The organism is Paenibacillus sp. FSL H7-0942 (assembly GCF_045040715.1).
Taxonomy (GTDB): Bacteria; Bacillota; Bacilli; order Paenibacillales; family Paenibacillaceae; genus Paenibacillus; species Paenibacillus amylolyticus.
This window is the reverse complement of record NZ_CP150279.1, coordinates 5,250,337-5,273,125: the sequence shown is the minus strand read 5'-3', so window position 1 is coordinate 5,273,125 and position 22,789 is coordinate 5,250,337. Positions and strand designations below refer to the sequence as shown.

General features: G+C 45.5%; 19 protein-coding genes. 15 read left to right on the top strand and 4 right to left on the bottom strand.

Annotation, left to right across the window (positions count from 1 at the left end; all coding sequences use genetic code 11):
- Positions 1-208: 208 nt before the first annotated feature.
- From MHI48_RS23200 to MHI48_RS23190, 3 genes are all read left to right on the top strand, one after another.
- Positions 209-1,210: an endo-1,4-beta-xylanase gene (locus MHI48_RS23200; RefSeq protein ID WP_405141914.1), complete on the top strand. Its 1,002-nt coding sequence runs from the start codon at positions 209-211 to the stop codon at positions 1,208-1,210.
- 200 nt (positions 1,211-1,410) lie between these two features.
- Positions 1,411-1,581: a hypothetical protein gene (locus MHI48_RS23195; RefSeq protein ID WP_405141912.1), complete on the top strand. Its 171-nt coding sequence runs from the start codon at positions 1,411-1,413 to the stop codon at positions 1,579-1,581.
- 165 nt (positions 1,582-1,746) lie between these two features.
- Positions 1,747-2,565, top strand: coding sequence for a purine-nucleoside phosphorylase (locus MHI48_RS23190; protein ID WP_405141910.1), 819 nt, complete (start codon positions 1,747-1,749; stop codon positions 2,563-2,565).
- 118 nt (positions 2,566-2,683) lie between these two features.
- On the opposite strand, the gene MHI48_RS23185 is transcribed toward MHI48_RS23190, so the two are convergent.
- Positions 2,684-3,760, bottom strand: a complete 1,077-nt coding sequence (locus MHI48_RS23185; RefSeq protein ID WP_101314524.1) for a LacI family DNA-binding transcriptional regulator — start codon at positions 3,758-3,760, stop codon at positions 2,684-2,686.
- A 540-nt stretch (positions 3,761-4,300) separates the two neighbouring features.
- Here MHI48_RS23185 and MHI48_RS23180 point away from each other — a divergent pair.
- The 9 genes from MHI48_RS23180 (at position 4,301) to MHI48_RS23140 (ending at position 14,456) form a co-directional block, all read left to right on the top strand.
- The gene (locus MHI48_RS23180; protein WP_223200008.1) at positions 4,301-5,161 is read left to right on the top strand and encodes a sugar ABC transporter permease; all 861 of its coding nucleotides are present in this window, start codon (positions 4,301-4,303) and stop codon (positions 5,159-5,161) included.
- Between the two features lie 16 nt (positions 5,162-5,177).
- Positions 5,178-6,059: a carbohydrate ABC transporter permease gene (locus tag MHI48_RS23175; protein WP_036617174.1), complete on the top strand. Its 882-nt coding sequence runs from the start codon at positions 5,178-5,180 to the stop codon at positions 6,057-6,059.
- Between the two features lie 55 nt (positions 6,060-6,114).
- On the top strand, positions 6,115-7,722 hold the full coding sequence (locus MHI48_RS23170; RefSeq protein WP_101314522.1) for an ABC transporter substrate-binding protein: 1,608 nt from the start codon (positions 6,115-6,117) through the stop codon (positions 7,720-7,722).
- Positions 7,723-7,747: 25 nt separating this feature from the next.
- The gene (locus tag MHI48_RS23165; RefSeq protein ID WP_339186102.1) at positions 7,748-9,220 is read left to right on the top strand and encodes a glycoside hydrolase family 32 protein; all 1,473 of its coding nucleotides are present in this window, start codon (positions 7,748-7,750) and stop codon (positions 9,218-9,220) included.
- 27 nt (positions 9,221-9,247) lie between these two features.
- Positions 9,248-10,147, top strand: coding sequence for an ROK family protein (locus MHI48_RS23160; protein ID WP_405141907.1), 900 nt, complete (start codon positions 9,248-9,250; stop codon positions 10,145-10,147).
- A 244-nt stretch (positions 10,148-10,391) separates the two neighbouring features.
- Positions 10,392-10,835, top strand: a complete 444-nt coding sequence (locus MHI48_RS23155; RefSeq protein WP_405141905.1) for a GNAT family N-acetyltransferase — start codon at positions 10,392-10,394, stop codon at positions 10,833-10,835.
- 146 nt (positions 10,836-10,981) lie between these two features.
- Positions 10,982-12,178, top strand: a complete 1,197-nt coding sequence (locus MHI48_RS23150; RefSeq protein WP_405141903.1) for an MFS transporter — start codon at positions 10,982-10,984, stop codon at positions 12,176-12,178.
- Complete coding sequence (locus MHI48_RS23145) at positions 12,160-13,482, top strand: LLM class flavin-dependent oxidoreductase (RefSeq protein WP_405141901.1); 1,323 nt, start codon at positions 12,160-12,162, stop codon at positions 13,480-13,482. The genes MHI48_RS23150 and MHI48_RS23145 overlap by 19 nt, the downstream gene beginning before the upstream one ends.
- 146 nt (positions 13,483-13,628) lie before the next feature.
- The gene (locus MHI48_RS23140) at positions 13,629-14,456 is read left to right on the top strand and encodes a sugar phosphate isomerase/epimerase family protein (protein ID WP_405141899.1); all 828 of its coding nucleotides are present in this window, start codon (positions 13,629-13,631) and stop codon (positions 14,454-14,456) included.
- Positions 14,457-14,526: 70 nt separating this feature from the next.
- On the opposite strand, the gene MHI48_RS23135 is transcribed toward MHI48_RS23140, so the two are convergent.
- Positions 14,527-15,405: an SDR family NAD(P)-dependent oxidoreductase gene (locus tag MHI48_RS23135; protein WP_405141897.1), complete on the bottom strand. Its 879-nt coding sequence runs from the start codon at positions 15,403-15,405 to the stop codon at positions 14,527-14,529.
- A 136-nt stretch (positions 15,406-15,541) separates the two neighbouring features.
- Here MHI48_RS23135 and MHI48_RS23130 point away from each other — a divergent pair, with 136 nt between their 5' ends.
- On the top strand, positions 15,542-16,003 hold the full coding sequence (locus MHI48_RS23130) for a MarR family winged helix-turn-helix transcriptional regulator (RefSeq protein ID WP_405141895.1): 462 nt from the start codon (positions 15,542-15,544) through the stop codon (positions 16,001-16,003).
- A 131-nt stretch (positions 16,004-16,134) separates the two neighbouring features.
- Here the strand turns inward: MHI48_RS23130 and MHI48_RS23125 are convergent, their stop codons facing one another.
- Both MHI48_RS23125 and MHI48_RS23120 read right to left on the bottom strand, forming a co-directional pair.
- A complete protein-coding gene (locus MHI48_RS23125) occupies positions 16,135-16,479 on the bottom strand; it encodes a hypothetical protein (RefSeq protein ID WP_076319925.1) in 345 nt (114 codons plus the stop codon).
- Between the two features lie 12 nt (positions 16,480-16,491).
- Positions 16,492-17,451 carry a hypothetical protein gene (locus MHI48_RS23120; protein WP_405141893.1) on the bottom strand — a complete coding sequence of 320 codons (960 nt, stop codon included), beginning with the start codon at positions 17,449-17,451 and terminating at the stop codon, positions 16,492-16,494.
- A 609-nt stretch (positions 17,452-18,060) separates the two neighbouring features.
- Between MHI48_RS23120 and MHI48_RS23115 the strand changes: the two genes are divergently transcribed.
- Positions 18,061-21,600 carry an S-layer homology domain-containing protein gene (locus MHI48_RS23115; RefSeq protein WP_405141891.1) on the top strand — a complete coding sequence of 1,180 codons (3,540 nt, stop codon included), beginning with the start codon at positions 18,061-18,063 and terminating at the stop codon, positions 21,598-21,600.
- Positions 21,601-21,823: 223 nt separating this feature from the next.
- Positions 21,824-22,771: a YafY family protein gene (locus MHI48_RS23110; protein WP_340031028.1), complete on the top strand. Its 948-nt coding sequence runs from the start codon at positions 21,824-21,826 to the stop codon at positions 22,769-22,771.
- The last annotated feature ends 18 nt before the right edge of the window (positions 22,772-22,789 follow it).

Genomic DNA, 22,789 nt, shown 5'->3' with positions numbered 1-22,789 from the left:
TTTAATTGAACAGCCCGATCACAAAACACCTTCCGAGAAATGATCTGTTGCGATGAGCAGTGGAACATACGTGGAGGTGTTTTTGTTGTGTAAACAGGGCCCGGGATCATAAATAGTTAAATATGAGGGGGAAGAAGTATAATTTGTTCATTGTAAGCGTATTCAACAAACGATATGATGGATAAAAAATGGCAGGGAGGAATTGTAAATGCCAACTGAAATTCCATCACTACATGCTGCGTACGCTAATACGTTTAAAATAGGTGCTGCTGTACATACCAGAATGTTGCAGTCCGAAGGGGATTTCATTGCCAAACACTTCAATAGTATCACGGCTGAAAATCAGATGAAATTCGAAGAAATTCACCCGGAAGAGGATCGTTATTCATTTGAGGCGGCGGATAAAATTGTTGATTTTGCTGTTGCCCAAGGGATTGGGGTTCGCGGACATACTTTGGTCTGGCATAATCAAACATCGAAATGGGTCTTTGAGGATACCTCAGGTGCTCCCGCTTCCAGAGAGCTGTTATTATCTCGCTTGAAGCAACATATTGATACGGTAGTAGGTCGGTATAAGGGGCAAATATATGCGTGGGATGTCGTCAATGAAGCTGTTGAAGATAAGACTGACCTGTTCATGCGGGACACGAAGTGGTTAGAGCTGGTGGGGGAAGATTATTTGCTGCAAGCGTTCAATATGGCTCATGAAGCTGATCCAAATGCTCTTCTTTTCTATAATGACTACAATGAGACGGATCCGGTCAAACGGGAGAAGATCTACAATCTGGTTCGGTCTTTGCTGGACAAGGGAGCGCCTGTACACGGGATTGGGTTGCAGGGGCATTGGAATATTCATGGTCCTTCAATTGAGGAGATCCGAATGGCTATTGAGCGTTATGCTTCACTGGATGTGCAGTTGCATGTTACGGAGCTGGATATGTCCGTGTTTCGTCATGAGGATCGTCGAACGGACCTCACCGCGCCAACTTCAGAGATGGCTGAGCTACAGGAGCGTCGATATGAAGAAATCTTTAATTTGTTCCGTGAGTATAAATCATCCATTACCTCTGTGACGTTCTGGGGAGTAGCGGACAATTATACCTGGTTAGACCATTTCCCGGTACGCGGACGCAAAAATTGGCCCTTTGTTTTTGATCAGCAGTTGCAGCCTAAGGAATCATTTTGGCGTATCATTAATTCTATGTCCTAAACATCAGGGAAGTGGAGAGAATCGGTCACGATGTGGCCGATTTTTTGCTGTAGTCAATATAGATTATACAGTGCGGTTATCTCGTGCATGATTAGAGGCGTTGATTTGTATGGATGATAAAAAATATGGTATTAAATGGGATTATGTGATAGGGTTGAAGAAATGGTGAACCAAATTCTTTCCTGAAATGAGATGAGAAGATGGATTACATCCGAAATTATTTAATTACTTTTGCCGGAAATTTTATATTTAGTTATTGTATCTTTGAAGAAGGTACTTTTGCCAAACCGCTGATGTTTGCTACATTGATGCTGTTACTGATCATGACAATCGATTACATGAAAAGTAGAAACAAATATACATTGGAATAGGGTATGTCCATGTTTTTAAACGATTCTGGAGCATAGGGTCGTTTTTTTATTGTATATAGAACAGCTTCCATTTACATCATGACCATTGTTCATTACACTTGATGAGTAACACCTCATTAACTCAGTTTTTGTTAACTCAATTCAGATCATCAGGAGGATATCATTATGCATCAATCCGCACATATTCAGGAAGCAAGAGATTACATATTAAACCGAATCCATACCAAACCTGCCGTAGGCATGATTCTGGGTTCTGGACTGGGAGCGCTCGCGGACGAGATTGAAAATGCGACCGTTATTCCGTATACAGATATTCCGTATTTCGCCCAATCGGAGGCTATCGGTCATGCCAATGAATTGGTTATTGGTGAACTGATGGGCAAAACGGTTGTAGCGATGAAAGGCCGCCTTCATTATTATGAAGGTTTTACATTGGATGAAGTGACTTTTCCCGTTCGGATCATGAAGGCGCTGGGTGTCGAGCAATTGCTTATCACCAATGCCTGCGGAGCCATCAACACAAGCTTTGAGCCGGGTCAACTGATGCTCATTACAGATCATATTAACCTGGTAGGCAATAACCCTTTGATGGGGCCTAATAATGCTGAACTGGGTGTGCGCTTCCCAGACGTATCACAGGTATACAATTTCGAACTGCGCAGCATTGCCCTTAAGGTTGCAGAAGAGCAGAATGTTGGCCTGCAGCAAGGTGTCTATGCATGGTGGAGTGGCCCGGCATATGAGACACCAGCGGAGATTCGCATGATTCGTACGATGGGTGCGGATGCAGTGGGTATGTCCACGGTACCTGAAGCCATTGTTGCCATTCATGGCGGTATGAAGGTACTAGGCATTTCCTGTCTGACCAACATGGCCTGTGGTATTCTGGATCAGCCGTTAAGTCATGATGAAGTTATTGAAGTGGCTGCGCAAGTGAAAACAACCTTTATCGGACTTGTAAAAGGCATTTTGAAAGAGATCTAATCGCGAGATAATTTTTTATCTAGGCCACGATGGATAGGATAGAGTTTTCATCCAACCCAATCGAAACCACAAAAAAACGTATGTTTCACGAGTTATTACTCGTGAGACATACGTTTTTTTATTTTGCAGAACTATGAACCATCTGAGAATGATCGGCCATGATTGCTGGTGTGGACTCCCTGATTATGGGTTTGGTCACAATGTGAGAGACCTGATACGGCTGTGTCGGGCTATTTATCCGGGATAACAGCATCTCCGCAGTCTTAATGCCCATCTCATTGCTATAAATATGAACCGTTGTTAATGCTGGCTCAATAATTCGAGATTGGGGTGCATTATCGAATCCGCATATCGCAATATCCTGTGGCACAGCGACATTTCTGTCTTTTAACGCCCTGATCAGATCAACTGCTATAAAGTCATTAGCGCATACGTAAGCGGAAGGTAGGGATGCCAGCTCTGCCACTCGCTGGTTCAACCATCCTGGCTTGGAGAAACACAGGCGATCATTATCTACGATGCAATGGGACAGGTCGACCTGCAACCCCGCCTCCAGCATAGCACGCTGATATCCAACCCATCGTTCATTAAAGCTCTTGCAGTGATTGTAATCTCCGACGAATCCAATACTTGTGTAGCCGCTCTCAATTAATTTTGTGGTTAACTGATAGATGCTATGTTCATTCTCCATGAGTAGCAGATCTGCTTTGAATTCGGGATAACATATGTTGGAAGCGCAATCGATAAAGATGGTGGGAATGCCCAGATCGGTAATCAGCTGTGTATATTCCAGATCAAATAATTCAATGCAAATGATGCCGTCCACTTTGGCTATATCAAAATTGTTGGGAAGTGTAAGTGTATCTTGATCGTCTTCACGCACGATATGAATCGAGAGATTGTATCCCTCTGCACTGATTCTTTTCTCCAGACCGCTGATTAACAACGAACCAAAGTGAGATGTATTAGGCAGGTTTTCAGTTAACAGGGCGATATTGCCCGGAGCCTTGGTTAGAACATGCTCATTGTCCATATAGGCAAACTGTTTATATTTAAGTTCAATTGCTTTTTTAATTACACGATTTCGGGTTTCATCCGGGATGTTTCCGCTATCATTTAATGCTTTGGAAGCCGTATTCCTGGAGATCCCCAAAGCATCAGCGATGTCTTGTATCGTGACTTTTTCCTTTGCCATCTAATGCTTCACCTCTAATCCTCAATAGTCATCCATATTCTTCTCTAAGTCAAATGTATAATAGAACGGGACAAATAGCAATCTCTGTTTTACAAATGCACAATTACATTTACATTTAGATAGTCGAATCCTATTTTCATAATTGTTCCAGAAGTTTTGTTAATTAGTGTAACAATGATAATCTATTACAGTCATGATATAGAAATATCAATGCGGGTATTAACGATTCAGTGCTGTATATATGCAAATTTAATCCTCTTTAGTTACATTAATGCAAAGATAAAATGATCAAATGCACAAATATTTTTTTACAAAACGTATTGACTAAATCCGTTGAAACCTGATAAATTGTAAATTATTAAATAGGCAATTGTAAATCTTGAAAGCCCTTACTGAAAACAATTGTCAACTTCTAGAATGAACGGGGGTATCGTGTTGGATAACATAGCCGACAGCAAAAAGGGCGAAGGAAGGGTACTGAAAGTGAGGACGACAAGCGGTCATAGGTTACAGCAGCTCAAAAAAAATTACTTTTTATATATGTTGCTTGCACCAGCCTTAATTTTGACTCTTATCTTCAAGTACATTCCGATGTACGGAGCCATCATTGCGTTTAAGGATTTCAGTCCGATCAAAGGCATCATGGGTAGTGATTGGGTAGGACTGAAGCATTTCGAGAAATTTATAGCTTCACCCAATTTCGATATCATTTTAATGAATACGCTTAAACTCAGCTTTTTGGGATTGATATTCAGTTTCCCGGTGCCCATTTTACTGGCACTCATGCTGAATCAGGTACGCAAAGCTGGCATCAAGAAAAATATTCAATTGTTTCTGTACGCACCCAATTTCATCTCGGTTGTTGTGGTTGTGGGTATGCTGTTCATCTTCCTCTCACCGACAGGGCCAATTAATCAATTAGCCACATGGATTACAGGTCAGCCGATCATGTTCATGTCTGAACCGGAATATTTCCGCTGGATCTACATTTTGTCCGATATCTGGACCGGAGCGGGCTGGGCTTCCATCATATACGTCGCGGCTTTGGCCAATGTTGATCCGGAGCTTCACAATGCGGCTAATCTGGATGGAGCGAATCTCCTTCAGCGTATTCGCCACATTGACCTTCCAACGATTCGTCCGATTATGGCCATCGTCTTTATCCTTGCAGCTGGCGGGATTATGTCCATTGGATTTGAGAAGGCCTATCTGATGCAGACGTCCATGAACCTGCCTTCCTCCGAGATTATTGCCACGTATGTCTACAAGGTGGGACTACAGTCTGGAGATTACGCTTATTCTGCGGCAGTTGGATTGTTCAACTCGGTTATCAATGTGATTTTGCTGGTGACGGTGAACCTGATTGTGAAGAAATTGAATGAAGGCGAAGGCCTCTATTAGGAAAGGAGTATTATCCATGGTTGTTAAACACACGGGAATGGATCGGTTGATCCTCACACTCAATGCCATCTTTCTCACCTGTGCTGTACTGGTTGTGGTTGTTCCCCTGATTTATATTGTTATCGCCTCATTCATGGACCCCACGGTGTTACTGAATCGTGGACTGTCCTTTAATGTATCGGACTGGAGTCTGGACGGATATCAGATGATTTTGTCCAATCCAGCCATGATCCGGGGGTTTGCAAATGCGGTATTGTACTCGGTTTCCTTTGCACTGATCACCGTGACCGTATCCATATTTGCAGGTTATGCATTGTCGGATGATAGGCTCGCGGGACGTGGATTTTTCATGATTATCTTTATCATTACGATGTTCTTCGGCGGGGGATTAATCCCTACGTATCTACTCATACGTAATCTCGGCATGCTGGATACGGTGTGGGCGATCATCATCCCTGGAGCCGTTAACGTCTGGAACATCATTCTCTCCAGAACTTTTTTCAAAGGAGTCCCTCGAGAACTGAAAGAAGCTGCAAACGTGGATGGCGCCTCTGAGATGAAGATTTTCTTCCAGATCGTCATTCCGTTGTCGAAACCGATCATTTTTGTACTCGCACTTTATGCGTTCGTTGGGCAATGGAATTCCTATTTTGATGCAATGATCTATCTCGATAATCCGAACCTGCATCCGTTACAGCTCGTTCTGCGTTCCATTCTGATTCAGAATCAGGCTGCACCGGGCATGATCAGTGATCAGCTCGCGATGGCAGAACTGAAACGGCTCTCCGAGATGATTAAATACTCAGCAATTGTCATTTCGAGTCTGCCACTCATCATCATGTACCCGTTTTTCCAGAAGTATTTCGAAAAAGGTGTCATGGTCGGTTCCCTCAAATAGTGAACAGCCTGCGATACAGTAAGTTGATCCAATCCAACTCATGGAGGTCATTATTATGAAAAAAGTAAACAAGTCCAGAAAAGCCGTTACAACGGCGTCCATTTCCATGTTATCTGCAATGCTCTTTTTAACCGCCTGTGGCGGAGGTGGAGGCGGCGCGGCAAGTGAGGCGCAATCCCCTGATGGCAAGGTGACATTGAATTTTATAACACAGAGCTCTCCGCTGGCTCCCGCTGATCCAAACGACAAGCTGATTAACAAGCGACTCGAAGAGAAAACCAATGTGCATATCAACTGGAAGAACTATACGAGTGATGTGTTTGCAGAAAAAAGAAACCTGGCGGTTGCCAGCGGTGATTTGCCGGATGCCATTTTTGATGCAGGTTACGGGGATTATGATCTCCTGAAACTGGCGAAGGACGGGGCGATCATTCCACTCGAGGACATGATTGAACAACACATGCCCAATCTGAAAAAGGTGCTGGAGGAAGCTCCCGAATACAAGAGCATGATCACGGCTCCAGATGGACATATCTATTCATTCCCATGGATTGAAGAACTCGGAAGTGGCAAACAACGGATTCAGGCAGTGGATAACTTGCCTTGGATTAATGTGGAATGGTTGAACAAGCTTGGACTGAAGATGCCAACGACAACCGAAGAACTGAAAGAAGTATTGATCGCGTTCAAAACTCAAGATCCAAATGGCAATGGTAAGGCCGACGAAATTCCGTTATCTTTCATTAACAAACCGGGCGGAGAAGATCTGACATTTCTCTTTGCGGCATTTGGACTCGGAGAGAACTGGGATCATACCGTGGTAACCAATGATGGGAAAGTGGTCTTCACGGCAGCTGATGAAGGCTACAAGGAAGCGGTTAAATACATTCATGAGCTGGTTAAGGAAGGGCTGATCGATGTCGAATCGTACCAGCAGGATTGGAACACGTATCTTGCGAAAGGCAAGGATAATAAGTACGGCATGTACTTCACATGGGATAAGGCTAACATTACAGGCATGAATGATACGTATGATGTTCTGCCTCCGGTTGCCGGGCCTAATGGAGAGGTCAATGTCACAAGAACAAACGGAATAGGACTTGATCGTGGTCGCATGGTCATTACCAGCAGCAATAAAAACCTGGAATCTACAGCGAAGTGGGTAGACCAACTGTACGATCCGCTCCAATCTGTGCAGAACAACTGGGGTACCTATGGAGACGAGAGTCAGCAAAATATTTTTGAATTCGATGAAGCCAAAGGGATGCTGAAGCATCTTCCACTGGAAGGATCTGCACCTGTGGAACTTAGACAAAAAACCAGTATCGCAGGACCATTAGCCATTCTCGACAGTTATTATGACAAATACACAACCAAACCGGAAGATGCGGCTTGGCGGATGGAACTTCTCGACAAAGTTATGGTTCCGCATATGAAAGCAGAGAACGTATATCCAAGTGTGTTCTTCTCCATTGATGAACTGGATCGATTGTCCACGATTGAGACCGATCTCTTCGCCTACGTGTTACGTCTGCGTACAGAATGGTATCAGAACGGGAAAATAGATCAGGAATGGGATGCTTACTTGAAAGAGCTGGATCGTCTTGGATTGCAAGAATGGCTACAGATTAAACAAGCGGGATATGACCGTAATAACAAATAAAGAAAAGTACGGAGGAGAAACCATAATGTCGACAATTCTTAAACAAGATTACAGAAATGAATACCATTTTTCACCAAAAGAGAAGTGGATGAACGACCCAAACGGCATGGTGTTTTTCAATGGGGAGTATCACTTGTTCTATCAGCATCACCCACATGGAACTACATGGGGCCCCATGCATTGGGGCCATGCAGTGAGCCGGGACCTGATCTCCTGGGAGGAACTTCCGATAGCCTTACTCCCCGATGAGAATGGCACTATATTCTCGGGAAGCGCCGTAGTGGATTGGAATAATACGACCGGATTCTTTGAGGGTGAGCCAGGATTGGTTGCTATTTTCACCCATCATCTTGAAGTTAAAAACCAAGATGCCATACAAACCCAGAGTCTGGCGTATAGCAAAGACAGCGGCAGAACCTGGACTAAGTACGAGGGTAATCCGGTATTAAAGCATGAGTACTTTATTGATTTCCGTGATCCCAAAGTGTTCTGGCATGAGCAATCCAAGGAGTGGGTTATGATTATCGCTTGTGGTCAAACGGTATGTCTGTATCGTTCTCCCAATCTGAAGGATTGGACGTTAGGAAGTGAATTTGGCGCCGGGATTGGTTCACATGATGGCGTATGGGAATGCCCCGACCTGTTCCAGCTTGCAGTAGATGGAGATTCAGGGCAAGAGAAATGGGTTATGCTCGTTAGCATCGGTGCAGATCCTGCTTTTATTGAAGGCTCCAGAACACAATATTTTACCGGAGATTTTGATGGAACTACATTTGTCCCAGACGAGGCATCCCAGACGATTCGCTGGATTGATTATGGTCGGGATAACTACGCAGGAGTTAGTTGGTCTGACGTTCCTGAGGAAGATGGAAGACGCCTCATTATCGGCTGGATGAGCAACTGGATGTATGCCAACCAGACGCCAACCAATAATTACCGTGGAGCAATGACCATTGCCCGGGAGTTGACACTGGAGACAAGAGCGGGAGAAGTTATATTGATTCAACGTCCTGCACGTGAACTTGAGCAAGCCCGTACGCCAGTAATTTCCCTACAGGATGCTTCGATTCAGCAAGTGAGTGAACAGTTGAATGCTTTGCAACTCGTGAACTATGAGATCCATGCAGAGTGGGCTCAGGATCAGTCGTTCCATTTTGCGCTAAGAAGCGGTGCAGATCACGAGACGGTCGTTGGTGTAGACTCGATCCGAAGTGAAGTGTACGTTGATCGTAGTCGATCGGGCATCGGCAATTTTCATGAACTTTTCCTGAGCCGTCATACAGCTGAGTTAAAAAAAGTGAACGGAAATCAAAGTTTGCGTATCTTTGTAGATCATTCATCTGTGGAGGTATTTGCAAATGATGGTCAGGCGGTTATTACGGATCTGATCTATCCGGAGGCGGATTGCCAAGGCATCTCTGCTCATGCAGAAAATACAGATCTGGTCTTCTCTTCACTTCATATCTATGAGATATCATCAACCAAGGCTAAAGGTTAATTGTAATGAAGGAAAGGAGCCCAAACGATGCGTATTGGAGCCATAGAAGCGGGCGGAACAAAGTTTGTATGTGGTGTAGGTAATGAACATGGACAGATTGAAGGTCGGATCAGCTTTCCAACAGAACATCCGGAGACCACCCTTGCCAAGGTGATCGAGTATTTCAGGGATAAAGATGTGGAAGCCATAGGGGTCGGCTCCTTTGGTCCGATTGATCTGCAACCGGATAGTCCCACCTATGGTTATATTACGACCACACCTAAGCCTGGGTGGGAAAACTGTAATGTGGTTGGAACCTTGAAGCATGAATTTCCGGTTCCTTTTGGATGGGATACGGATGTGAATGCTGCCGCGCTCGGTGAAGTGACGTGGGGAGCGGCTCAAGGACTGGACAACTGTGTATATTACACGATTGGCACAGGAGTTGGTGTCGGACTTGTGGCAGGGGGCAAACGAGTACACGGATTGTTACATCCCGAGGGTGGACATATTCGCACAAGACGCCATCCAGACGACCACTTTGCCGGATTATGCCCGTATCATGGCGATTGTCTGGAGGGTATGGCAGCAGGTCCAGCCATTGAAGCCCGTTGGCAGATCCCTGGCAGTGAACTGCCGGCAGATCATCCGGCGTGGGAGATTGAGTCCTTTTACATTGCGGAGTCGATTACAACGGCCATCTTGCTTCATTCGCCGCAGAAGATCATCCTGGGCGGTGGTGTGATGCAGCAAGATCATCTGTTTCCTATGATCCGGGAGCAGGTAGTGCGGAATCTCAATGGTTATGTAAATGCTGCCCCAATTACGCAACATATCGACCAATATATTGTGCAGCCCGGATTGGGCCAGCATGCAGGCCTATGTGGTGCGTTAGCATTGGGTCTGGAAGCATTACAACATGCGGCACAAGTTTCACATGCTTCATAGTTTTCTATAATAATCTACATCCCAGAAGGGATGGTTGCGGGTTCGCTTATTTGTATAAGCAAGACTGCACCGTCCTTTTTGGGCTTTTTTTATTTTTTGCGGAGTTCAATAGGATTGAAAAAAATAGTGCGTTCTAAAATCCGGTGTTGCTCAAGTGAGTTGCCAAAGGTATGATTTTTAGTGTTCTATAGTGCGATATGACATTCAAAAATTAACGTTTCTCCACTGGAAAGGAATTCAACAAATGAACCCAATAACAATGCGTCAAGCTGTACAGGCAGACCAAGAGCAACTTGCTGATTTGCGAGCCTTGGTATTATACGATGATCTAACCAGACTGGGAAGGTACGATGATGTGAAGGTGCGTGAACGTTTCCGGAATACATTCAATCCTGCCCAGACACAGATTATTGAAGTGGAGGGTTCAATGGTAGGTTGTGTAGCGTTAAAGCCCAAGGCTGAGGCATATCTATTGGAACATTTCTACATACATCCCGATTATCAAGGCCAGAGAATAGGAACTCAGGTACTGAACATGCTGCTGGAACAGGATGAAGTTCAGGGGAAACGTGTTATTTTAAATGTTTTGCAGGGAAGCCCTGCTCGGCGATTGTATGAACGATTTGGATTTATATTGGACAGTGAAGATGAGGTCGATGTATTTATGTCGGTTCAATTGAAGGAATAGTACGATTACCATACGTAGTAGACCCATTCATTTAATTCTTGAATGGGTCTATTGAACTTTTCTATTATACTTTCCAGTAGTCGTACACTAATATGGATAATAACCTACTTTTTATATAGGAATTATATAGTATGGAGAATGCCAAGATGCCACAATGGAAGCGAAATCTGTATATTCTGTGGTTCGGCCTGTTTTTCAATCATATGGCGTACTCGTTGTCCGTTCCCTTCTTTCCTATATTTCTGCAAAATGATCTTGGTATCCAGAGCGGTCTGGAAGCTTGGTCCGGTATTTCGATCTCCATCAGCTTTCTGATCAGTGGATTATGCGCACCCTTCTGGGGATCACTGGCTGATAAATATGGCAGCAAACTGATGCTCGTCCGTTCAGGAGTGGGGTTAGGTATTGCGCATCTCGCTAACTTCTTTGTGTACGATCCATATACGTTTATCGCGGTGAGAGTCTTTCAGGGACTCATGGCTGGTTTTCATCCCGCCTCGATTACACTGATCGGTACCAATACTCCGGAGAAACAGGTGGGTTATGCACTTGGCGTAATCTCCACGGCCAGCGCTGCGGGTGGGATTCTTGGTCCTCTTGCCGGTGGTGTATTGAGTCACTGGATCGGACTGCGGGGATGTTTCATTGCATCCGCTGTCATTACATTACTCGCGGCACTGATGGTCCTCGGTGTTAAGGAGTCACGACAAGCTCGTACGATAGTTCCAACGAAGATCATAGGGGATTTGAAAAGAGCGGCTTCCACGCCGGGTTTGATGCGAATCTACGTTTTGATTCTGCTAGTCTCGACCTCCGTGCTCATCATCGAACCGGTGCTGACGCTCTATGTCGTCCAGATTGGCGGAGATGTTGGCAGTGCAACACTTAGTGCAGGGATTGTCTTCTCGGCGATTGGTGTGGCAACGGTCATTATGGGGCCGCGCTGGGGGAAGATTGGTGGAAGGATCGGATACGAGAAAACCCTGTTTATTGGTCTGATTGGCGGCGGAATTGGCAGTCTGCTGCAAATGACAGCAAATAATCTGATTTATTTTGGCAGCCTGCGATTTGTTTATGGTCTGTTCTTTGCCGCGGTTTATCCGGCGCTTAATGCGCTGATCATCAAGTATGCTGATCACGATTTTCGTGGGAGGGCTGTCAGTCTGAGTCAAACGGCGAGTCAGTTCGGTATTGTGCTTGGACCGTTAATCGGTGGTTTGCTCGGTGGATGGATCGGCATTCCGTTTATTTTTCTCTTCACAGGAATTGTATTGCTTGGAGCAGCTTGGGCAGTGTCATCATCACAACATAGGGAGGAATATATATGTCGCAACGACAATTGAAGTTGGGAGCTAATCTGAACGGAGTGGGTAACAGCATTTCCTTTTGGCGTCACCCGGATATTCCCATTAACGCGAGCGTTAGTCTGGAGTTCTACAAGAAGCAGGTGCGTATCGCGGAAAAAGGGAAGTTTGATCTGCTCTTTATTGCAGATGGCCTCTTCATCAACGAGAAGTCCAATCCTCATTTTCTCAATCGCTTCGAACCATTGACGCTTCTGTCCGCACTCGCCGGGGCAACTTCCCACATCGGGCTGGTTGCTACATTATCTACTTCCTATAGTGAACCCTTCACGGTTGCGCGGCAATTTGCCTCACTGGATCAATTAAGCGATGGGAGAGCCGGATGGAATGTGGTCACTTCACCTCTGGAAGGATCGGCACTTAACTTTGGCAAAGGCGAACATCCGAACCATGCGCTACGCTACGAAATTGCGGAAGAACATCTGAATGTGGTCAAAGGCCTTTGGGATTCCTGGGAGGACGATGCCTTTGTTGGAGACAAGGAGCAGGGCGTATTCTTCGATCCTGCCAAGCTGCATACGCTGAATCACAAGGGAGCGCACTTCTCGGTACAGGGTCCGCTTAATGTGGGGCGTTCGAAGCAAGGGCATCCGGTGATTTTCCAGGCGGGCTCATCCGAATCTGGTAAAGATCTGGCTGCCCGATCGGCAGATGCCGTGTACACAGGACATGAGACGTTGGAGGAAGCAAGGGAGTTCTACCGTGATGTGAAGGCAAGAGCGGTTGCATATGGACGTCAGGCAGCGGATATCCTGATCTTCCCGGGCATCGGCCCGATTGTGGGTAGAACAGTGGAAGAGGCGGAGCAGAAATATCAAGAAATTGCCGAACTGGTTAGTATTGATCAGGCGTTGAACTATCTGGGGCGGTACTTCGATCATTATGACTTCTCCCAGCACGCGCTGGACGAATCTTTCCCCGAGATTGGGGAGATTGGCAGCAACAGCTTCCGCAGTACAACAGACAAGATCAAGCAGCAGGCACGAGAACAAGGGCTAACCCTGCGCCAAGTGGCATTGCTGGCATCCACTCCACGTACATCGTTCATTGGTACACCGGATCAGATCGCAGATCGGATTCAGGAATGGTTTGAAGGCGAAGCGGCAGACGGATTCAATGTTCGTACCGTGGTACCCAATGGCTTGGAAGATTTCGTGGAGCTAGTTGTCCCGGTTCTGCAAGAACGAGGGCTGTTCCGTACGGAGTATGAACATGAGACGCTACGGGAGAATCTGGGTCTTAAGATCCCGCGTAACCGGTATACGTTAGAGAGTGTAAGATAGAAAAGATAGAGCGGTAATGACGTTAATATAACGTTGTTGCGGCTCTTTTTTGATGGTTTCTTTTTCGGAGAGTACTGCTATTATAAAATGATAAAGAAAATGATACACAATCTGTAATTCCAGACGAGTCACAGGAGGAGATTGGGATGATTAGAGGGTTAACGAATGCGGGACTGGGCAACATCGAGTCTGATGAACAATATATCATAGATGCGGTCAAACACGGATTCGGATCTGTAGATTTGAATCCGCTCTCATTGATTGAAACGTATGGCAAGGAACAGGCGCAACATCTGCTGGAAAGCAATCAGGTGATCATCGGTTCATCGGGTCTGACGGTAGAGTGGCGGACGACAGATGAGCAATTCCGTGAGGGATTGCAATCGTTGGTCGCTATGGCAGAAGCTTCTGCTTCGCTGGACTGTTACAGCTGTTGCACGTATATTTTACCCTCAACGGATCAACCGGCAGCGCAATTTATGGCCGCGTCTACGAAACGTTTGAGACTCTGCGCAGATATTTTGGACGCTTACGGGATTAAGTTGGGTCTGGAGTTTGTGGGATGCCACCATTTGCGGACGCAATGGAAAAATCCATTTATCTGGCGTGTGGAAGATACGCTGGACTGGATCGAGACGATTCATGCGCCTAACGTAGGTTTACTGGTGGATTCCTATCACTGGCATACAAATGGTTTACCGATGGAAGATCTGTTGAAGTTGAAGAAAGAGCAGATTGTTCATGTACATATCAATGATGCCTATGATCTGCCTGTGGAAGAATTACTGGATTATGAGCGTTTGTATCCCGGCGAAGGGGTCATTGATCTGGGTGGATTTCTGAGAAATCTGCAGGCGATTGGCTACAATGGCGTGGTGGCTCAGGAAGTACTGGCCCCGGCATCGAATCTTGGTAGGAATGAACTATTGGCTAAGTCGAAAGCAGGTTTTGACAAGGTGTTTGCGGCAATCTAAGTTACTGAAAAAAAGAGGGGGTGTTCCTAGCTATGTTTGTGGCTTATGGAACACCCCTGTTCTTGTACAATTAATCCAGTACGCCGTGATCTTTCATCAGTTGTGTCGTAACGATCCACAGTCTGTTTTGCATGGCCTCATCTCCGCCAGGATGGATAGGAACAATAGATGCTCCAGTTCCGACATTAAAATATCCTCCTGATACCTCGCCATACTTCGAATCCACAGCCAACTGAGTAATGATATCCGTACCCCGGCGCGGGTCGCCAATGTGCAAAAAGGTTAACATGCGTTCAAGCACACTTGCAAACCGTAGCTCTCGTCCTAGACCCGTAACATTAAAGCCAGGATTCAAGGCATTTACGCGAATTCCGGTTCCACGCCATTGTCTGGCTAGTTCACCAGTAAACATAATATTGAGCAGTTTGGTTTTGCCATAGATTGGAGAGGAACCGCGTGCAGTAAAAGGAGTGATATCCGTTAAGTCATCTGGCAATACCAGTGTGCCGTGATTTCGCGAAGCTTCAGATGCAACATTGACGACACGGGCATGGCCCGACTGAATCAGGGAAGATTGCAATGTGTGCGTTAACAGCCAAGGTGCCAAATAGTTGACGGCAATCATCTCGGCATATCCTTCGGACGTGACTCTCTGTTCAAAAGCATGAAGTCCGGCATTATTCAAAAGTACGTCTATACGCGGATAAGCGGCTGCAATCTCAAGCCCAATACGTTTTACTTCACTCAGTAAGGACAAGTCTCCATAGAAAAATTCGATTTTGGCAGAAGGCATGATTTCCTTAATTTTGTACCTGGTAGCCTCGGCACGTTCCTTGCTTCGGGCTGTGAGTATAAGATGTGCCCCGTGTTTGGCGAGTTTCATTGCTGCAAGCTGCCCTAAACCGCTTGTTGCTCCGGTAATTACAATAATGGGATGTTTAGTTTTCATGAGAAGATCTCCTTTTGACACAAATAGATTCGTAATTATATAATGGACATAAATCAACTATAAATATTAATTGATATTTGTCAACCATATTTCCAGAAGTCTACTTTCATATATCGAGGAGAGGGAGTTAACAATAATGAGTGAAAATCCAGTCCAAACCAAAGATAGAGCAACCCTCGAGCTAGCGCTGGGTGAGCAGATTCATGCACTGATCAGTGCTTCGCATGCGCTTAACGTTCGATCTGCCGAGCGTTTTGATGCGAACCTGCAACCTGCCGCTTTTCAACTGGTACGGTGGCTCTACTCCTATGGCCCAACAAGTGCCGCGGCTTTGGCAGAAGCGAATGCAATGGACCGCAGCTCGGTCAGCCGATTAATCAAACAACTCGAAAAGTCGGGATATGTTAGCAAAGAGCAAGACCCCAAGGATCGGCGCGGGGTGTTACTATCTCTTACGGAACTTGGTCAACAATCGACGGTTGGTGCGCTCAAGGAGAAGGAGTCAGCTTTTTATAACCGTATATCCAGATGGGATGATAAGGAACTGGAGCGTTTCACCGCCATGCTCAGGCAGTTTAATGGATTGGAAGAAAAGTGAGAGGAACAATAGTGTGGATTGTATTTGATACCTGAACCATAGGACATGTCACCCTTCAGCGAGTGAGACTATAAAATTCATAGCAAAAGCGGACATCTGGTGATGTCCGCTCGTGAAGTTCCCGGATCATTTTATAGTTTCCAGGGAAGCTGCGGGATTTTATATCGGAAACCCTGATGGTTTTCTTTTCTCACATATATCCAAGGTGGGGGGACGGGGGTGCCTAGTGCTTTATACAAGACCGTTCCTTCATCGCTTACGGAATATTCTTCGATACTACTTTGGATATCCTCCCAATGAACCTTACCTTGGTAAGACAGTGTTTGCCCTTGAACGATAACATGAGGTGCACCTGAAATAACTCTCTGCGTTATGTTGAGAACTCCAACCTTTCCTGAGGACAATATCATCAATTCGCTCATAAAAAGTATGATAATCAAAATGACTATGCTCACAATCCATCGCTTTTTTCTCATTTTGTGACCCCCCTACCTAGGAATCATTCCCTCATAGTTAATGTCTTTTAATGACATAATCTCGTCAGAGATGGTATTGATTTTGACTGAATAGGGCTTAATAGCTTGCAGGAATTCATTAATGGTATTCTTCCGATCTTTATGAAAGGCTGTAGATGTTATGTGATGCTCCTTTAATACGTTATCGTTCATTATGACTTGTTTAGAATAACTAACTGAATCACTATAATCGATTAGATGCGTAACCCCCGTGAATTTGCCACTAGTTAATGTACCTTTGGAGAATTCGGATGGTTTAATCCCAATATATTTTTCAGAAGAACCGTGTTTCTTTTTATAATTGATAATCGTGTCAAAAAAGTCCTTATCTCCGGTTAACTTTTCGTTGAAATAATCATTTTTGAGAGTAATCGTAGTTGTATGATCAGTATATCCTAGTGAGACAGTATCTGAAGAGTGGATTGCGTAATATCCCTGAGACATCTTGCCCTGATTGAATGTTCCATCGTTAATGGTGTTGTTGTAACGGTCATTTACAGGGTAAACCTTGCCATCAGAAGTAAGATACTGTACTTCTAACCATTGCGTAATTTCTTTTCCTTTACCATGATATGTATCATTAATCCATGATCCGGTGTAGGTTTTTGTAGTGAATTCACCTGTTCCATGGCCCATATTAGATTCATTGTAATCCTCAAAGGGGACACCTCCACCTTCAACTAATGTATATGTATACTTGCCTTTTCCTTGCCGCTTACCACTCACCCAATCTCCAGAGTAAACTTCGGTTTCTCCCCATCTTGCGGTTCCTTTACCATGAGGTTTCCCGTTTAAAATTTCACCATAGTACGTCGCTCCATCTGATAATTTTAAGGTTACTTTCTTCGATGCTGCTTCTGTTGGAGTAGAGCTTGATAATAGTACAATGATAATGGTGATTGTTAATCCAAAACCTAGATAGAATCTTTTCAAAAGTGTGCAACTCCTTCAATGTATATGATCTTTGCGTTGTTAGCCATCTTCAACATTATCGGTTTATATATCGTATTTTTCCAGTTTAATTATAAAGTGGAGATAGGTCGGATTTCACAAATAACTCATTCCCAGTTCACAAAAGTAAAGATGTAAAGGCTGAATCAAAATCCTGCTCAATCCAAAGTACCTACGGCTTCAGGGCATATTATGCCTGTAGTTCGTGGGTGCTTTTTTTCTATGCTCAGCGTATACGCAATCCTGATTTTTTTTACAAAACCCACTATCTTCTCCACTTCATCATTCCTCCTACGCTAGTTCTCCTCCTAATGATCCACAGCAGTGGTGGAACTTTCCTGAATCGTGAACAATCTCTGAATTTTGTATCGTCTCCTATTTGCAGCGTTATCCCTAGATTCACTCCCCCAATATGGAGCAGTATAGAGTATAACTTCGTTAGGATAAGTTAGAAAAACCTTTAACGGAATATGAAAGAATGCAGCTATATGTAAAATTTTAAATATATACTTCCAGGCCGTTGACCCTGCCCCCAAAAGTCTCTTATATTTACTCCCGACACAACAACTCAGAACGGGTGGTGGGATGATTTTGTTTATTAATAAAGGCAAGAAAGTGCTCGCTATGCTTACACTTATACCCTTGGCTACAGGGATGGTCATGGGGGCTTTCCCTGCTGCGATAATGTATGCAGATGCGGGAGATATCTCGCCAGTCAACAGCTCGGCAACAGGTTCTTGGCAAACGGGAGATTTGCATGTACATACGTTTGAGTCCGATGATGCACAGGTTTCACTGGAGAACGTGCTCGACGCGGGTTTAACCAAATATGGGCTGGACTGGATCGCGCTTACGGATCATTTGCGGTTATCCAAGCGAGATCACAACGGGAACGACATTTCGGGTGGACCAATACCGATGTCCCAAGGAATGAATGAATATCAGGTACCACAGATCAAGGCACTTCAGGATGCAGGCAAATACGCAGGTAAAACGATCTTCTCCGGTTTCGAATGGGATATGCCTACACATGAACATGTTGGGGTGGGGATTCTTACGGATGAGCCGAACTCAACCGAAGCGCTGAACGCTGCCAAGGAATTCGAATACCGTTTCACGAATCGCGCAGCGAACTTGTTTAATGCGGCTGACGTAGCCAAATGGGATCAGAACGGAGCGCGTGCGTACACGACTCATCAGGATGCCTTAACCGCCATCAATTGGCTCGCAACGAACTATCCAACGACAAGTTATGCGATGATCAACCATCCTTCACGGGGCAAAAACAAATATACCATCGCGGACTTCCGTGAGTTCAACGATCTGGCTCCACAAGTGGTATTTGGTATCGAAGGCATGCTGGGTAACCAGATGGAACCGGATCGTGGAGGGTACAACACAAGCTACAATGTAGCTAATCCGACCGCAGATGATGGATACAAATACCGTACATACGGCGGTGTAGACTATATGGTCGCCAAGGTTGGCGGACTATGGGATGCATTGCTGGGAGAAGGACGTCACTTCTGGAACTATGGCAATTCGGACTACCACTTCAAGACGATTGGTACGAATTCCAGTGGTTATTTTCCTGGCGAATATGCTAAGACCTATTCGTGGGTTGAGGGTACAGGTATGCAGGCTGTTCTGGATGGACTGCGTTCGGGAAAATCATTTTCCGTATTCGGCGACCTGATCAACGCACTGGACTTTACAGCTTCCGGAGCGGGTGCTCAGGTTGAGATGGGCGGAGACCTTAATGTGACTCAAGGCGATGAAGTAGAGCTGCAGATTCGCTTCAAGAGTCCAACGACGAGCAACAACTATGAAAATCCAATCAACAGTGGTACGTCCGCTGGACAAGTACCCGTGGTGGATCACGTTGATCTCATCGCTGGGGATGTGACAGCCAAGGCCCAGAAGGGTACAGCCGAATATAATAAAGACACCAACGACACTACCAAAGTGTTGGCTACCTTCACGTCTAACGATTGGACGACAGACGCCGAAGGCTATAATGTCATCACAACCAAGATCAAAGCCACAGACCAGGACAAGTATTTCCGCCTGCGCGGTACGAATCTGGGCATGAACGTGACAGGTGAGACTGTAAATGGTGAACCACAACTTGATCCGAAGATTACGACAGCTGATGCAACGACTCGTTTTAATCAAATTAACGATAGCAACTATCGCGATCTGTGGTTCTACTCCAACCCAATCTTCATGAGTGCCACACCTTACAGTGATGCACAGGCGGTAACCGATACGCTTCAAGCAATCGATCTGGGCGATCTGAACGCGGTCCATTCCGATCTTACCCTTCCTGTTGAAGGGAAGCATGGTGCAACGATTAGCTGGTCCAGCTCCAACCCGGAACTAATGAATAACGAGGGCAAGCTGCTAACGCAACCGGACAATAATGAGCGATTGGAACTGACGGCAACCGTGCAACGTGGCACGGAGTCACAACCCAAAACGTTCACTGTCATTGTGGAAGGCAAGAATAATCAGGCACTGGTATTAAAAAGCAACATGACTACCGCTGACGGCCAGCCGTATCACACGGATACATGGACGAACCATTCCGTAACGGTTAGTGTAACCAGCGCAGTATACGCACCTTCTACTTCCGCGATCATCGAGTTGTCCCGTGATGGAGGGCAGACTTATGAACTTTATACAGAGAATACACCTTTGGAGGTAACGGAGCCTGGAGAACACAACCTTTTATTCCGAGCAACAGACGATCTGGAACAAACGTATACTTTACCTCTGGTCATTAAAATAGACCGTGAGATTCCCGTCATCACCCTGCAAGGTAGCAGCCAGATGACGCTGAACGTGGGAGACACATACAACGAGCCTGGAGCACAGGCTTCTGATAATGTCGGCATCCGTGGTTCCGTGCAGATGGATGGCACGGTGAACACACAAGCAGCAGGGATCTACACCCTTCGGTATAACGTGAAGGATATCGCTGGCAATGCGGCACAGGAAGTTATCCGTACCGTGACTGTACAAGCCCGCTCAGGCAATGGTGGCGGGGGTTCAGGTGGAGGTAATGGAGGCAACTCAGGTGGGAATTCTGGAGGAAACACACCAAGTGTGCCAACAACGCCTACCGTTCCAACCACACCAACCAATCCGGAAACGGGGTCAGATTCATCCACTGAAGTGAAGGTAGAGGTGGAAGCGAATCAGCCGGTCCAAACGGGTCTGAAAGACATCGTGCAATTCAATGTTCCATCGGGAGCCATTGGTTCCAAGGATACGCTGCAAGTGTCTGTAGTTGCCAAGGACAAGTTGCAGAATGCAGCTTCCCTGAATGTACTTGGACAAGCTGTACAGATCAGCCGCAGTGGCGGAAGAACGTTGAATGATCAGGCGGCATTGAGCCTGAATGTGGATTCGGCAGATCTGCCTAACGGTACCCAACCTGCAATCTACTATTATAATGCAGCTCGACAGAGCTGGGTATTTATCGGTTGCAAGATGAATGCAGCAGGAAGCATAACGGCCAATGTTAATCATCTGGGTACATTCGTTGTGTCCAGTTACACACCGGTGAATCTGTCTGACCTGAATGGACACTGGGCTTCCGACTACGCAGATCGTTTGTTGGGCATGAACGTGATTCAAGGTTACACAGATGGTACGTTCCAACCATCGAAGAAGATCACACGGGCAGAGTTTGTTACGTTGCTCAGTAAGGCACTGGCATTGAAGTCCGTGGATTCGGATCTGACATTTGCAGATCAAGGTAGTCTGCCAGACTGGGCAAAAGGTGATATTGCCGCAGCCGTGCAAGCCGGAATCGTGAAAGGCTATGGTGATAACACATTTAAGCCTGATCGGACCATTACCCGTGCCGAGATGGCAGTCATGATGGCGAATGCGCTGAAAGTAAGTTCAGATGCACAAGCCGGAATGTCTGGTAATACATCCGTTAAACCAAGTTTCACTGATGCATCGCAGACGCCATCTTGGGCACAAGAAGCACTGGATGCAGCGGTGCAGGCCAAGATTGTGAGTGGATATACGGACCATACGGTTCGTGCAGGAAGTGAAACGACTCGAGCAGAAGCTGCGACGATGATCTACAACTTGTTGCTGGCCATGTACGTGTAAGAGGTAACGAAGAGAATTAACCGTATATAAAGCAGATATAAAGTAGATATAAAGCAGATAAAAAAACTGATATCCTTTTGGGGTATCAGTTTTTTTGGGATTAAGACTATCTCATCTTGGATGGTATTTAAGACGTTCCATAGCTTTAATTCACGAAACGAAAGGGCAAGTTACTGTGATAGAATGAGTTAGGTTTGGATGATGAAACGGTGGGGGCTAGAAAATGAACAAAACGGAGCGGCAGCTTGCGATTACGCTTGAATTGCAGCGAAGAAAGATGTTAAGAGCAGAAGATTTAGCTGCTCAATTTGAGACAAGTGTACGTACGATATATCGAGATATTCAGGCATTAAGTGAGGCTGGTGTTCCGATTATGGGTGCTCCGGGTCATGGGTATTCCCTCATGGAAGGATATTTTCTGCCCCCGGTAAGCTTCACCGCAGAGGAAGCCGTATCCCTGCTCATGGGAGCTGATTTTATCGAACAGAGAATGGATACAGAATACGCGATGGAGGCTAAGTCGGCTCAACGAAAAATTGAAGCAATCTTACCAGAATCCGTTCGTAATGAATCCACACGTGTACGGGAAACGATGCGACTGCTTCATACGGTTGAACCTTTAACCCGAGCACGGGTGAAAACATACCTTAACCAGATACGTAATGCCATTCTGGATCAACGTAAAATCAGCTTTATGTATCTGAAAAAAATGCCAGGAACGGATGGCAATCGGTATAATATGCGTGAGGTTTCACCCTACGGACTCTCACTGGTTCAGGAGAATTGGATGTTAATTGCACGTTGTGATATGCGACAAGACATCCGTCATTTTCGTTTGTCACGCATGACTGAACTTTCCGTGATGGAGGATCAATTCCTTTTGCCACCGGATTTTGATCTTAACAGTTATCGACCTCCTGACGACCGTAACGAACAAGTATTAATCAGGGCTAAACTTGAAATCACTGACAAAGTTATGGAGGCTCTGCATTTTTATATGGATGCATTTGAGGAGCAAGAGGAGGGTGTTGTTTTTCATTTTCGTGTTCGCTATCCGGAGGAAATATTGCATTATTTACTTGGTTGGGGTGGAGATATCGAGGTCTTGGAGCCAGAGTCTTTACGCTTCCGAATGAAGGAAGTAGCCAAAAACATCTTAAAACACTACTGACATACACCTGTCAGTAGT